The organism is Aquirufa sp. ROCK2-A2, from assembly GCF_054558485.1.
In genome coordinates this window covers 25,823-39,369 of record NZ_JBPXKA010000002.1, presented here as the reverse complement: position 1 = coordinate 39,369, position 13,547 = coordinate 25,823, and the positions used below count along the sequence as shown (strand labels likewise).

11 protein-coding genes and 1 tRNA gene are annotated in these 13,547 nt (G+C 32.8%); 7 read left to right on the top strand and 5 right to left on the bottom strand.

Annotated elements, in window-relative coordinates; genetic code table 11:
• Window positions 1-46 precede the first annotated feature (46 nt).
• Window positions 47-892, top strand: coding sequence for a GLPGLI family protein (locus V7S76_RS03430; RefSeq protein WP_459508632.1), 846 nt, complete (start codon window positions 47-49; stop codon window positions 890-892).
• 53 nt (window positions 893-945) lie between these two features.
• The gene (locus V7S76_RS03425; RefSeq protein ID WP_459508630.1) at window positions 946-3,567 is read left to right on the top strand and encodes a TonB-dependent receptor; all 2,622 of its coding nucleotides are present in this window, start codon (window positions 946-948) and stop codon (window positions 3,565-3,567) included.
• 164 nt (window positions 3,568-3,731) lie between these two features.
• Here the strand turns inward: V7S76_RS03425 and V7S76_RS03420 are convergent, their stop codons facing one another.
• From V7S76_RS03420 to V7S76_RS03410, 3 genes are read right to left on the bottom strand one after another with little or no spacing between them, the layout of a single operon-like run.
• On the bottom strand, window positions 3,732-4,613 hold the full coding sequence (locus tag V7S76_RS03420) for an NAD kinase (RefSeq protein ID WP_459508629.1): 882 nt from the start codon (window positions 4,611-4,613) through the stop codon (window positions 3,732-3,734).
• Window positions 4,614-4,615: 2 nt separating this feature from the next.
• Window positions 4,616-5,278 (bottom strand): CBS domain-containing protein, encoded by a 663-nt coding sequence (locus tag V7S76_RS03415; protein WP_459508628.1) that lies wholly within the window; start codon window positions 5,276-5,278, stop codon window positions 4,616-4,618.
• Window positions 5,279-5,280: 2 nt separating this feature from the next.
• Window positions 5,281-6,042 (bottom strand): alpha/beta fold hydrolase, encoded by a 762-nt coding sequence (locus V7S76_RS03410; RefSeq protein WP_459508627.1) that lies wholly within the window; start codon window positions 6,040-6,042, stop codon window positions 5,281-5,283.
• Window positions 6,043-6,193: 151 nt separating this feature from the next.
• Between V7S76_RS03410 and V7S76_RS03405 the strand changes: the two genes are divergently transcribed.
• The 5 genes from V7S76_RS03405 to V7S76_RS03385 all read left to right on the top strand — a co-directional run bounded on the left by V7S76_RS03405 (window position 6,194) and on the right by V7S76_RS03385 (window position 10,785).
• Window positions 6,194-7,384 (top strand): protoporphyrinogen/coproporphyrinogen oxidase, encoded by a 1,191-nt coding sequence (locus V7S76_RS03405; RefSeq protein WP_459508626.1) that lies wholly within the window; start codon window positions 6,194-6,196, stop codon window positions 7,382-7,384.
• Between the two features lie 654 nt (window positions 7,385-8,038).
• Window positions 8,039-9,355 carry a vanadium-dependent haloperoxidase gene (locus V7S76_RS03400; protein WP_459508624.1) on the top strand — a complete coding sequence of 439 codons (1,317 nt, stop codon included), beginning with the start codon at window positions 8,039-8,041 and terminating at the stop codon, window positions 9,353-9,355.
• Window positions 9,355-9,744: a group III truncated hemoglobin gene (locus tag V7S76_RS03395; protein WP_459508623.1), complete on the top strand. Its 390-nt coding sequence runs from the start codon at window positions 9,355-9,357 to the stop codon at window positions 9,742-9,744. The genes V7S76_RS03400 and V7S76_RS03395 overlap by 1 nt, the downstream gene beginning before the upstream one ends.
• A 3-nt stretch (window positions 9,745-9,747) precedes the next feature.
• Window positions 9,748-10,524, top strand: coding sequence for an enoyl-CoA hydratase/isomerase family protein (locus V7S76_RS03390; protein WP_459508622.1), 777 nt, complete (start codon window positions 9,748-9,750; stop codon window positions 10,522-10,524).
• Window positions 10,525-10,711: 187 nt separating this feature from the next.
• Window positions 10,712-10,785 (top strand) — tRNA-Arg (locus V7S76_RS03385).
• Between the two features lie 564 nt (window positions 10,786-11,349).
• Here the strand turns inward: V7S76_RS03385 and V7S76_RS03380 are convergent.
• Window positions 11,350-12,237, bottom strand: a complete 888-nt coding sequence (locus tag V7S76_RS03380) for a hypothetical protein (protein ID WP_459508621.1) — start codon at window positions 12,235-12,237, stop codon at window positions 11,350-11,352.
• Between the two features lie 363 nt (window positions 12,238-12,600).
• Window positions 12,601-13,479 (bottom strand): alpha-1,2-fucosyltransferase, encoded by an 879-nt coding sequence (locus V7S76_RS03375; RefSeq protein WP_459508620.1) that lies wholly within the window; start codon window positions 13,477-13,479, stop codon window positions 12,601-12,603.
• Window positions 13,480-13,547 lie beyond the last annotated feature (68 nt).

The window sequence follows — 13,547 nt, the reverse complement described above, 5'->3', positions numbered from 1 at the left end:
TTTAAATCAAAGGGGGCTTTTGCCCCTTTTGATTTATTGGAATAGTATGGAAAAAATAGTGAAAATCATAAGTGTAATAATTTTTTATTCACAACTCGTTTATTCTCAAGGCCTAACAAAAATCACTTATCAATATCAAGACGATATGGGTTTTGCATCAAACTCTTATTTGTTTTTAAAAGACCAAGAATCTAGTTTTCGAATTGTTGATCCTCGAAAAAATGGATTATTTAATCCAAACGAAATATCCGGTGATCATTTGAACGATTCACTCAAAAGAGAGATTGAGCCTTATTATGTGGATAATGATTCGATTTCCACGTTCTTTTTTTCAAATGCTAAATTCGTATGTTCTCGTTTTCCATTTGATGATGGGAAAGAACTTTTATACCAACAAATTAGTCAGCAACCCAAATGGCAGCTGCTCAAAGAAACCAAAAAAATTCAAGGCTATACGTGTAAAAAAGCTAGTATTGTTCGAAATGGTCGAAAATTTACAGCATGGTTTACGTTAGATATTCCGCTAAATGCTGGCCCAATTTTACTTAATGGCCTCCCTGGATTAATCATTGAACTAATTGAAGACGGTGGATATTGCCGAATTCTATTTCAGAAATTGGAATCGAACAGCGACGCTTCCATGCACCTTTCCATTAAAAAATATGTGGAATCAAAAAAACTCCAAGATTATCCTGAATATGAGAAATTGATGACAAAACGTATTTTGGGAAAAAAAATGCAGTTGGTTAATGAATTTATTAAACTAAAAAGAGAAAATAATTTAGATAGTTCAGGCGAATTTAATATCTCAATTTCAAATAGTGATTTTTATTCATCTGTATTGGATTTGCCTGCCTTCATTAATGATGCATTGGATAAAATTAAATTTTAAAATCAGCACTGATTTTGTATAAAGTAGTTTTTCTTGTACTGGTTCATTTAATAGTGAGTCAAAAATTGTTGGCACAAAAGTTGTCTGGTATCATTCAGGATCCAAAAGGTAAGGGTATTTCCAACGTTAGTATATTGGTTAAAAAATCTGCTCAAGATGCTGATTTCACTGCTTTTTATTTTTCTCAATCGGATGGTTCTTTTTCATTTGAATTGGAAGAAATAAAAGATAAGGTCTTCTACATCGAATTCAGAGCTTTAAATTTTCAAACAAAATTAGATAGTTTTTTCATTCAACATCCAAGGAAAGATACCTTATTTAGGGTGGTCTTGGAGGAATCAACAACACTCTTAAATGAGGTTGTCATTGTTGAAAATCGGCGTTTAACTCAAATTGGCGATACAACTACTTTTCATGTGAAATCTTTTAGAGACGGTAGTGAACGAAATGTAGAGGATGTATTGAAAAAATTACCAGGAATTGAGGTGAATGAAGATGATGGTAGCCTTAAATATTTAGGTAAAAAAGTGGAAGAAGTTCAATTGGATGGCGATGATTTATTTGGATTTAAATATGCTGTTGGAACTCGAAATATTTCTGCGGATATGATAGAGAAAGTAGAAGCCATCGATCATTTTTTTAGTAATCCTTTAATGAAAGGATTTGCAGAATCAAAAACCACTGCCTTAAATTTAAAGTTGAAGAAAGGTCATTTGGATCTTTCTAAAAATATCACGGCGGGCATCGGTGGAGGCGAAAATCCAAGTCTCGATCTTGCGTTGGATTTAATTGCAGTCTCTCAAAAAAGCAAATCATACCTTAATACATCCTATAATAATGTAGGATTAAATGCTTCTCCCTTTAATTTTTTTAGTGATCAAACGATTCAATTGAATGATCTTTTTTTTGAAGATTTTAAACCCAGTGCTCCTAAAATTATCAATAGTTTAACTTCCAATTCGATGTTTTCCGATCGAAGAACGACGATCAATAATCAAAAGAATTTGAATTTGAATACCCTCTTGCGTATCAATTCTCAATGGAGTATTCGTGCCAATGTATTTTTATTAAATGATCAATTATTTTCCAATGAATTGACCAAAACGAATTTTGCCATTCCCAATGATAAAATTATGTTCAACGATGAAATTACCTCAAATAAGGATATTTCAATGAGACAAGTGGAAGTGAAATTGAAATTCAAAGATGATGTAAAAAGACAATTGATTGTAGAATCCAGTTTGTTTTCAAATGAATTGTATCATCCAGTCTCTTATACCCGAAATAATGGTCAGCCAAATCAAACCTTGTTAAAAAGCTCTGAACAAATTTGGAATAACGTAATTGATTTTAGTCGGAAGTATAAGAAAAACGTTTTTCAATACATTGGTCATTTTGCTATGACTTGGACGCCTCAAGAATTTCTTCCTATTCAAAATATGTCATATTCCGATAAAATAGACGTGTTTTCTAATTATCAAACCTTAGCTTATCAGAAAAGTAGTCTGTTAAATAAATGGATATTGTATCGAAAATTCAGGAATATTAACTTTCAAATTTCTGCTGGTTTTTCGCATCAAAATTTGAATTTTAATTCCGCATTGTTAGAAAACGCCTATACAACCTCTGAATATGTGAATCAAAATCATTTAAGAAAAAGTCAATTTTTTCAACATGTGAATGTAGCCTTCGATAAAAATAAATGGCATGTTGAATCAGATATAAGTTTGAATCAAATGAATCAACGGTTTGATGATGAATGGAATAAGGTGCAACAACAAAAATTCACCAATTATGTAAATGTTAATTTTGAGATTAGTCATCAACTGAGAACTTATACCAAACTTTTTTTGAATGGTAAAATGGATCAAACTGCTGCGCCAGAAAAGTACTTTTTTCTTCAAAAGGTCGTGAATCAAAATCGGGGAACGGTTGAGAATCAGATTAATTTAGATATGATCGAAAATCAACAATTTTCAGTGGGATTAAGGGATGAAAATTTAAACACAGGAATCAATCAGCATCTAATTTTGAGTAGAGTGGCATCAAAAAACATCTATGTGTCAGAAATAAATATCAATGAAAATATCAGTCAAATGATGTTTTTTCAAGTTCCAAGGATGAATTACTTTACTAATTTTTCTTATTCGATTGACAAATATATTTTTCCTTGGAAGTTAAACCTTAGCCATACTTCCAATTTATTGTTGGGCAATAGCTTTAATAAATTATCCTCTACTGACTTAAATGAATATTTTCAATATTCGTATCAATCCGTATTCGATATTCGGACGATGTCAGGGAAAATGATGGATGTTGAAAACAAGATTAGTTTGATGTTAATGGAATATAAAGGTGATTTTTTTCAGAATCAAAATACCTCCTTCAATAATGCTTTTAAATGTAAATTTAACTTATCTAAGAAATACGCTTCTTGGATACTTTGGGAGTATTACAAACCTGATATTATGAGTCATTTGAATTTTTCATTCGTTGATGTGAAAGTGGAAAGGAAATTCGGACCAAACAAAAATATTCGTTTGGCATTAACAGGGAAAAATATTTTGAATACCAAATATTTTAATCAGATTAACAATACCAATTATTCTTCTCAAATGATTAGAAGTAGTCTGTTGCCTGGCTATTGGATGCTATCAGGTAATTATAATTTTTAGAATTTTATCAACTAATTGATAATTGTAAGTAATTATCAATAAACTATTATAGAGTCAAATGAATTGATTGTAATTTGTGAGTGCCTTTTCGATATCTCATTTCGAAATTGCAAACAAGTGGTTTATTTATTGTGAAAGGTGGGAGCAATTTGTTTCCACCTTTTTTAATTTCTGACGTCCAAACCCCAATTCAATTTATTTCTGAGAGTTTTTAAGAAATCATCTCCCGCAATTTTAACCAATTTGGCTGGGAAGGTTTCTTTTTGAACTTCAATGGCATATTGGCTATCTACCACTTTTGATCTTGAATCCAATGATATTAGGAAATTTTGACTTCGACTACTTACTTCAAATCGTAATTTGGACTCATTGGAAACGACCAAAGGTCTCACATTCAAATTATGTGGACTCATAGGAGCAATGATAAAATTTTCAGAAGTTGGCATCACCAAAGGTCCACCTACAGATAGAGAATAACCTGTTGAGCCAGTAGCTGTTGAAACAATTAAACCATCCGCCCAATAGGTATTTAAAAAGTTTCCATCTACAAAAGCTTTTATCACAATCATGGAAGATGTATCAGTTTTCATGATCCCCACTTCATTGAGTCCGAATGATTTATTTTTAAACAAATCTAAATCAGATTTTACACTGACCAAGGAGCGATCTTCAATTCGATAGTTTCCGTTTAAGCATTCATCCAAGGCAGTGGATACATCTGGAGGGGATAATGTTGCTAAAAACCCTAAGCGGCCAGTATTGATACCTAAAATAGGTGTTTGCTTGGGTCCTGTGTGCGTTAAGGTCTCTAAAAGGGTTCCATCGCCACCGATACTCCAAATCATATCAACATCTGAAGGGCCTTCGTTCTCTACGTAAGAGCTAAGATTAGCTACATCAAATTGATGCTCAAGAAGATGTGATTTGAAACTTTCAGAAAGGGTAATTTGACAATTCTTACTTGAGATATCTTCCCAAAGCTTCTTCATTAAAGGAAGAGTCTCCTCGTTGAATTTCTTTCCGTGAATAGCTAATTTTAAACTCAAAATTATGGATTTAAATATTTCATTAATAAGTCAAATCGTTTGGATTCACCTTCTGGTTGTTGAGTTCCAAAACGAAAGGCTTTTTCAACCAGGAATCCATGTCTTTCCAAACTTTGAATCAATGTAGAAAACTGACTGCACTCTACTTGTATGACAAGTTCTGGATAGGATTTGTCTTTTGTTTTTAAATAACTTCTAACAATTAGCCCTTTTTCTTCTTCAATGATTCGGGCAATTTGCGAAAAATTGTCTCGTTGAACATGAAAGGGGATTTTGATGACGCCACCATTGTCTGAGTTGAAACCGGTACAAAAAAGTTCATTTTGTAATGTACTTAATTCCAAATAGCCTAGCCATTTTTGTTGTTCATCTGTAATGGCTAAAAGGTCGTATTTACTTTGGTCAAAAACGGGTATGCTGGCCAATAAATCTTCTTCTGATTCCATTTTCCAGTTGGAGAGTTCCGACTTCAATTCAAGTAATTTCATTTCTGGAAATGGAAATTTTTGTAAAGTATCCTTATCGATATTTCCAATGAAATTTTTCCCATCCAAAACTGCTAATGCTATTTTTTTTGATTTATGGAGGGTATTTAATGCTTTTTGTAAAGAATCTTGCAGATTCAGCGTAGGGTAGTCGAACGATAAAAAAGATAATATCATCATGCTTACACAGGGTTATTGCTCAGCCATTTATCTAAAATTGCATTAAATTCTTCGGGTCTTTCCATCATGGGAGCGTGGCAACATTTATCTATAAATTGTAGCTCTGATCCTTTGATTAAGGTATTGAACTCATGTCCAACTTGCGGTGGTGTAATAGTATCGTTTAAACCCCAAATTAATAAGGTTGGTGTAGAAATATGAACAATTTCTTTTGCCATATTATTTCTTTGAGCAGATTTTGCAATGGCAATGATTCTCAAAACTTTTGGAATGCTATTGGTGATTTCAAATACTTCATCAACTAATTCTTTGCTGGCCGTCTTTGGGTCATAAAACGTGTATTCTACTCTTTCTTTGATGTATTCGTAATTTCCACGTTTGGGATATGAACCACCCATGGAATTTTCAAATAGTCCAGATGAGCCAGTTAAAATTAATCTTTGAACTTTATGTTGATGTTTTAAGGTGTAAATCAATGCGACATGACCGCCCAAAGAATTACCTATTAAACTGAACTTTTCTAAGTTTAAGTGTTCAATGAATCCTTCAATAAAAACGGTTAGCCCCTCACATCCTGCCTCTTTGATGGGCATGTCATGAATGGGCATCAATGGAATGATAACTCGGTAATCCTTTTTGAAATGTTCGATTACTCCTTGCCAATTACTTAAGGCTCCAAACAAACCATGCAAAAGCAATAAAATATCGCCTTTACCTTCGTCGATGTATTTGTACTCTTTTTCTGCCTTAATTTTGTAATTCATTCTAAGGAATTCATTTAATCTGCAAAATAATAAAAAAGACGTTAATCTTTTGTATGATTGTGAGCTTTGTTTGAAATTTAAACAAACTTAGGATTTAAAAGTTTAAAATATCAATGTTCAGTAAGAAATATTGCATAATTCTTAGAAAAGGATGAAAAAAGAAATGGAAAAACCAGTGCTTGTTGTTGGTGCAGGAATGGCAGGTTTACAAGCAGCTTATCGTTTATATAGCCAATCAATACCTTTTGTTTTGTTAGAAAAATCGGATAGAGTGGGAGGGAGAATTCAATCAGATCATTTGGAGGGATTTATATTGGATCATGGATTTCAAGTTTTACAAACCTCCTATCTTGGAGTGCAACAAAACTTGGATTTAGCTAAATTGGATTTAAGTTATTTTCAATCAGGGGCTTATCTGTACCAAAATGATCGATTTTATCCATTTTTGAATCCCTTAAATAATCCTTTTGAATTGTTTAAATCCTATTTCGCAGGAATTTTAACCCTTGGAGATATAGGTAAATTGGCTGTACTTTGGTTAAAGGTTCAAGGCAATATACGGCCTATGATGCCTACCCAAATGAATGTTTTACGCTATTTAGAAAAATGGAATTTTTCACCTGGGTTTTATAATAAATTCATTTATCCATTTTTTGCGGGAGTATTCTTGGATCCGAATTTGGATCAACCCTCTTCTTTGTTTGACTACTATTTAAAGCAATTTCTGGATGGAAAGGCAGCTTTACCCAAACATGGAATGTCAGACATCCCCTTGCAATTATCTGCTCGATTACCCAAAGAATCGATCAAATTCAACCAGGAAATCATAGAGATATATGAAGAATATGTCGTTTTTTCATCGGGTGAAAAATTAGCTTATTCGCAGTTGATAATGGCAACAGATGCTAAAAGTGCTAGTCAATTATTACAGGTTGATTTTCCTAAATCGAGTTTTTTAAGAGTTAAAACTTTTTATTTTTCAGCGGATGAATTTCCGAATTCATTGCCCTTATTGAATTTAATTCCAAAAGGCTTGAGCGATATTTTACATTTTTCTTGCTTGTCGAATGTGAATCCCAATTATGCTCCTAAGGATAAAAAATTGATTAGTGTAAGTAGTTTGAATCACCAAATTGGCGATCAAGAAATTGTATCAGAATTAATTCGATTTACAGGAAAATTGAAGGGCTTAAAGTTTTTGAAGGTTTACGATATTCCATTTGCTTTACCTAAAGTGGGTGCATTTATAGAACTAGAATTAGCTGCCAAACAAAAAAATATTGAGCTGATTGGTGATTATGTTTCTTTTCCATCTTTACAAGCAGCGTTTGAAGAGAGGTAAATAGGTAAAAGGTAATAGGTAAAAGGTAATAGGTAAAAGGTAATAGGTAAAAGGTAATAGGTAAAAGGTAATAGTTTAAAGGTAAAAGGTAAAAGGTAAAAGGTAATAGGTATTAGGTAATAATGCGAATTAAGAGTCAAAATATCTGATTTTCATTTCTCTAATACCGCTTTTGGCTTCGTCGCCGCTCAGCCAACGCTATTTCTTTTTTTTCAAGCTCATCAATGAACTTTTGGTTAATCCCGACGAAAGATTTGAACGTAGCGGTAGGCGGAGCTTTGACAATGCGCATTGGGTATGTGCGTCAGGGTCAAAGAAAATAGCCGAGAGCGTAGTGAAAATCGGTCAGCTTGCTGATTCGTCTTGGATTAACTTGCGACTAATAAGTTTTTTTGTTTCTTTTTTTTCAAAAAAAGAAATGCCTTAGAAAATGAATTAGCCAGAAAATTGCATTGTTGGCCAGGAAAAATGTAATTAAATTTGATTTAGCCACAATTATTGGAAAAGATCCTGAATTTTAGTTTTTAACCCTTAATTCGCATTAATAGGTAAATGGTAATAGGTAAGAGAATAGGCAAATTGTTTTACCAATAAAAATACGCATGTTTTTGATTCATAAATTCGTAAATTGCAGGGTTAATAATTCCCTAAAAAATGAAATCTATCTATTTATTTACCGCTTTGGCTTTTCTGACTTTTTCTTGTCAAAAAAGTAATCCAGATTATCAAAAAGAAGCTTCTAATCCTGAATTTTTAATTCGTTCTGAGACGATGTTAACCGAAAGTATTATCCATGATATTTTTGCGCCACCGGTTTCTTCTCGAATTTATATGTATGCTAGCATTGCGGCATACGAAGCTGCTATTCCTGGAAATAAAGGTTATAAATCATTGGTTGGTCAATTAAATGGTTTTGAAAATGTAGCAAAACCTGAAGCTGGTCAAGAATATTGTTATCCACTAGCTTCTGTACGGGCATTTTTATCTGTTGGCAAAAAACTAACCTTCGCCCAAGAATTATATGATGAGTTTGATAAAAAAATGGAGGAAGATTATAAAAAAACAGGAATTCCTACCGATGTCTACGAGCGATCAATCGCCTTTGGAGATTCTGTTGCAGCATCCATCATTAAATACTCATCGAAGGATAATTATAAGCAAACTCGAGGCTTTCGCTATACTGTGACAAATTTACCAGGAACCTGGACACCCACTCCTCCAGCATATTTGGATGCCGTTGAACCTTATTGGACCAAAATTAGGCCGGTTACATTGGATTCATCTGGACAATTTAAAGCACCTGCGCCATCAAAATTTGATTTGACCAAAGGAAGCGCTTACTACAAAGAAGTAATGGAAGTTTATGAAACAGTGAATCATTTAACGGAGGAGCAAAGGAGTATTGCTAATTTTTGGGATTGTAATCCATTCAAAATGAATATTACCGGCCATGCTATGTTTGCAACCAAAAAAATGTCGCCAGGCGGACACTGGTTAGGAATTGTTGGTCAAGTTTCTCGACAATTAAAAAAGTCGCACATGGAGACGGCTGAAGCATTAGTGATGACATCCATGGCTATTTTTGATGGATTTATTGCTTGTTGGGATGAGAAATATCGTTCAATTCGAATTCGCCCAGAGACGATCATCAATGCCAGTATTGATAAGGCATGGTTGCCAGTTTTGCAGACTCCTCCCTTTCCAGAATACACCTCTGGTCATAGTACCATATCGGCTTCAGCTGCGACAGTATTGACCAAAGTGATGGGCGATCAAATTGCTTTTTCAGATTCAACGGAGATACCTTATGGGATACCACCAAGAAAATTCACTTCCTTTTTACAAGCTGCCAATGAAGCATCTATTTCTCGATTATACGGTGGAATTCACTTTCGACCTGCTTTAGATGAAGGATTCAAGCAAGGAACCAAAGTAGGAAGCAACTTGTTGAGTAAAATAAAAACTCGATAATGAAGAAGGATATCGAAACAAAAGAGGATATCAAGTTATTTGTGGATGGTTTTTACAAGAACATGGTTTCCAAAGATTTGGTGGGACATGTCTTTGTCGATATTGCCAAAGTAGATTGGGAACACCATTTGCCAAAAATGTATGATTTTTGGGAAATGCTTTTGTTAGATGGGAATTCCTATCGAGGTGCGCCTATGCAGCCTCATTTGAAAATAAATCAAGTTCATCCGCTTACTCCAGCGCATTTTGATCATTGGATTGAGTTATTTAACGCCAATATGGATACTTTTTTTGAAGGTCCCAAAGCTGAGGAAGCGAAGTTGAAAGCTAAAAATATTGCCTTAACTTGGATGTACAAATTAGAAATGGTTAATCATCCTAAACCTTAACATATGTCATATCAATTTCTCACACTAGAAAAACATGGAGCCATTTGGAAACTGAACCTAAATAGAGAATCAGTTTTTAATGCATTAAACGCTGGATTGATTCATGAAATACGGGATGTGGCGGAAAAGGCCCAAGTTTCAGATGACATGCGTGTTTTACTAATTACAGGTAATGGAAAAGCATTTTGTTCTGGTGCCGACTTAAAGGCGGGTTTGGTGGATCCGGATTTGGGAAATGTTTTACGAGAAACTTATAATCCCATGATCATGGCTTTGCGAAATTTAGAAAAGCCTATAATTGCTGCCGTAAATGGTCCAGCTGCTGGTGCGGGATGTAGTTTAGCATTGGCTTGCGATGTGATATTGGCTAAGGAAACGGCATATTTTTCAGAATTATTTATACAAATTGGCTTGACATTGGATGCTGGTAGTACAGCATTTTTGATGCAGACAGTTGGTTATCACAAAGCTTTTGAAATTGCTTCAAGTGGTAGAAAGGTAGGAGCGGAGGAAGCAAAATCATTAGGTTGGGTGATTGAGGTGATTTCAGAATCGGATTGGGAACATCGTGTACACGAAATTGCGCAAAAGTATGCTTCCATGCCTACGCGGGCCTTATCGTTGATGAAAATGGGCTTTCAGAAAGTAGCTCAGATGAATTTGGAGGAGGCATTGTCTGCAGAGGCAAATTGGCAGTCGGAGGCAGGTAGAACAGAGGATTTTGCAGAAGGCGTGATGGCATTTATTCAAAAAAGGAGTCCGAAGTTTAAGGGGAAGTGATTTTAGGTAAAAGGTAATAGGTAAAAGGTAATAGGTAAAAGGTAATAGGTAATAGGTAATAGGTAAAAGTATAAAGTAATTATGGGGGTTGTTGCATGAGAATTTAAATTTCGATTGATTAATTCTATTTATTTTTTTTGCTTTTGATATCTTTTTTGTACCTTTGCAGTCCCGAAAGGGGAAAATTGGTTGCGTAGCTCAATTGGATAGAGCATCTCACTACGGATGAGAAGGTTTGGGGTTCGAATCCCTACGCGATCACTAAAAAGTGAATTAAATGCCTGTAGATCAATGATTTATGGGCATTTTTGTTTGGTGGGTACAACATAACTACAACAAATCTGATGTTTTTTTGCTTGCTTTTGTTTGCTTTCAGTTAATCTTAGATCTAAGATTACGGCTATATATTTGTGTTAAAGCACGTATAATCCATCAGCAATATTTTACCTGTCTCCTAATTCTGTACTATTTCCGCTACTTTTAAACTAATATAGCATTAATCTTAAAACAAATCATTTTTAAAATATTCATCTAAAATTCTTTTATAAGGATCAAGTAAAATTCATTAGATTTATCGAATAGTGAATCGTTACCATATTTGAATTAGGATATTTGAAATCGATTTAATCTATTTACAGTTGTAATTCTGCAATCAATATGAAATACGCTCGCTAACTCTAATCCATTATGCTCACAACCAAAAATTATAAAATCAGTCCTGGGATAAATTGACTTTTTTTAAAAAAAAAGCGTATTATGACATTTGATTTCCCAACCCAATAAAAATTACTATTAAATCCAAAACATTACATTTTCAGTAGTCAATTAAAATTTTCCTAAAAACAAATCTGGATTATTTTGGAAGGTTGATTCATCTATATCCAAAGGGTATATTTGATCATTCTCCTGAAGGTTATTAACAATATCCTTCTTCCTTACAAATGTTACTTCAAGTAATTCAGGCAATACAATATCTAACATAATATGTGGTACAGGTAATTCAGTATTTGCATGGATATGTACAGATTGATGTGTTAAATTTATTTTTTTTAAAACATCTACAACTATGTTATATTTTGCGTTGTCTAAAAAGGGGGATAAATTATGAAATTCAAGAACAATTTGTGAAAATTGATTCAGTATATCACTTGAAACGGTATTAAAAACATCCCATTCACAATCTTCGATATCCATTTTCATTAACAAATTAGTTTCATCTTGATGTTTGTTTATAATTAATAGCTCTTCAATCGTTTTAAGATTAGGAGAAACTAAAGAACCTGTTAAACCAATTTTAAAAAAATTGAATTTTGGATTATTTGTAGGCAATTTATTGATAGTATGATCATACATGTAAATATCTTTACCAAGATTAGCAATAGCTTGGTCCCATGATGTGTCATTTGAAATACCAAAACTATAAGCAATTGAACTAGATTTAAAGAAATCATTATTAAGCATAACATAGCCGCCATCATTCTTCTTACCTACTCTAATTAGCTCAAAACCTAAGACTTTTTTTGGACTCAAGAGACTTTTCAACTCGTTTGCTTTCTTGTAAATAATAGATTCTTTAACGCTACTTTTTTCCTGCATTAATATTATTAACGCATTACTTATCAACAAAAGTTGTTTTCTATTTCTCTCTTGATTTAAAATAATTTTATCTGTTCCAATTATTTTTCTAACGTATTTAATAATTTGTTTTAACATTTTTTTTGTTTTTGGTTTTAAAATAATTGTCTTTAAAAGTTAAATAAGACAATAAAAGAACATCCCTAAGTTTTACCCGAAAATTTAAAGTAATAAATTGAATGTTTGATATATTTGATTCAATAATCTGATTTTCACTAATAACTGTTATTTCATCGAGAATAGATATATCTGAAATGTTTCACAAAGAATGAATCGGATATTTTAAAATAAAAGAATTAGGCTAATATAATCGACGATTAGAAAAAAAATCAACAAAACTCCATGTCACTTTTTGAGAAAGGTCTTTTTTGATTTGCTTAAACCCGCCTGCTTTACCCTCAAGTTCAAAACCTTATCATTTGCCAATTCATTTTAAGTCAATTAGATGATGAGCCAGTCTTCTGGTATTAAATTTTTGACTGCCTTGGCATTTAATTTATTATTTATATACCATTTTTTAGGTGCGATAACCAGTTTAAGTTCGTAAGTATTTAACCAAGCTCCCCACCAACTAAAAGTACTATTGGCAATGATATTATGCTTACATTGACTCATCAGGTACATATCTGCACTAGGATTGTTAGGGTTAATATCTACTATCTTAAAAATTTTCTCCTTAAAAACCTGTTTAGCCCATGTTATGTCATCTGAAAAAACATAGAAAAATGGATTTGGAAATTTTTCTTTAACTATTTCAATGGCTCTTAAATAGTAGTCTAAATCACAGACATTAAAAATTTCATAATTAGATTGAATGGATAGGTAATCCCCTCTTCTCACGTGAAGACTTATGGATGTTGATTTGGAGATTTCATTAGCAAGTTTTTTATTAGATTCATCCAAATCATACCCAAGTGTCAGGTCTTTTCGAATAATATCTTTTATAGGCTCAAAATAATATTCGGATTGCCAATACCCGTCATAATAGCAATTATTTCTAAAAGAGGGGATTATCTCAAATAGTTTTTCAACGGAAACCTTCTTACTTGTAAGTGGGATTTGTTGAATCAGTTTTCTTTCAATTCTTGACAAAAATTCATTATTAAATAACTTATAATTACGAATCTCTTCAAGGGAAGCAATTTCTAAATCTATTTTAAATTTTGTAAGGCCTAACTCGCGTGTTGTATAATTTTCGCCGTTGCTATGAAATTGCAAATCAAATTTCACCTTTGTATTAAACAGGATTGCTAAATATCTACCAAATGCATACTGAAATAATTGGTTTCCTAAACCACCGTTTAGTTTAATGATAATCATATTAATTTCTTATTTTATCAATTTTAAGGAGTAAAAAGTGTTGATAGTAAAGCATATAGTACAAACTT

Bases quoted from the DNA above. Each gene is read 5' to 3' on its own strand.
- V7S76_RS03430 (WP_459508632.1), top strand. From the start codon at position 47: ATGGAAAAAATAGTGAAAATCATAAGTGTAATAATTTTTTATTCACAA.
- V7S76_RS03415 (WP_459508628.1), bottom strand. From the start codon at position 5,278: ATGATGATATTATCTTTTTTATCGTTCGACTACCCTACGCTGAATCTG.
- V7S76_RS03410 (WP_459508627.1), bottom strand. From the start codon at position 6,042: ATGAATTACAAAATTAAGGCAGAAAAAGAGTACAAATACATCGACGAA.
- V7S76_RS03405 (WP_459508626.1), top strand. From the start codon at position 6,194: ATGAAAAAAGAAATGGAAAAACCAGTGCTTGTTGTTGGTGCAGGAATG.
- V7S76_RS03400 (WP_459508624.1), top strand. From the start codon at position 8,039: ATGAAATCTATCTATTTATTTACCGCTTTGGCTTTTCTGACTTTTTCT.
- V7S76_RS03395 (WP_459508623.1), top strand. From the start codon at position 9,355: ATGAAGAAGGATATCGAAACAAAAGAGGATATCAAGTTATTTGTGGAT.
- V7S76_RS03390 (WP_459508622.1), top strand. From the start codon at position 9,748: ATGTCATATCAATTTCTCACACTAGAAAAACATGGAGCCATTTGGAAA.
- V7S76_RS03380 (WP_459508621.1), bottom strand. From the start codon at position 12,237: ATGTTAAAACAAATTATTAAATACGTTAGAAAAATAATTGGAACAGAT.
- V7S76_RS03375 (WP_459508620.1), bottom strand. From the start codon at position 13,479: ATGATTATCATTAAACTAAACGGTGGTTTAGGAAACCAATTATTTCAG.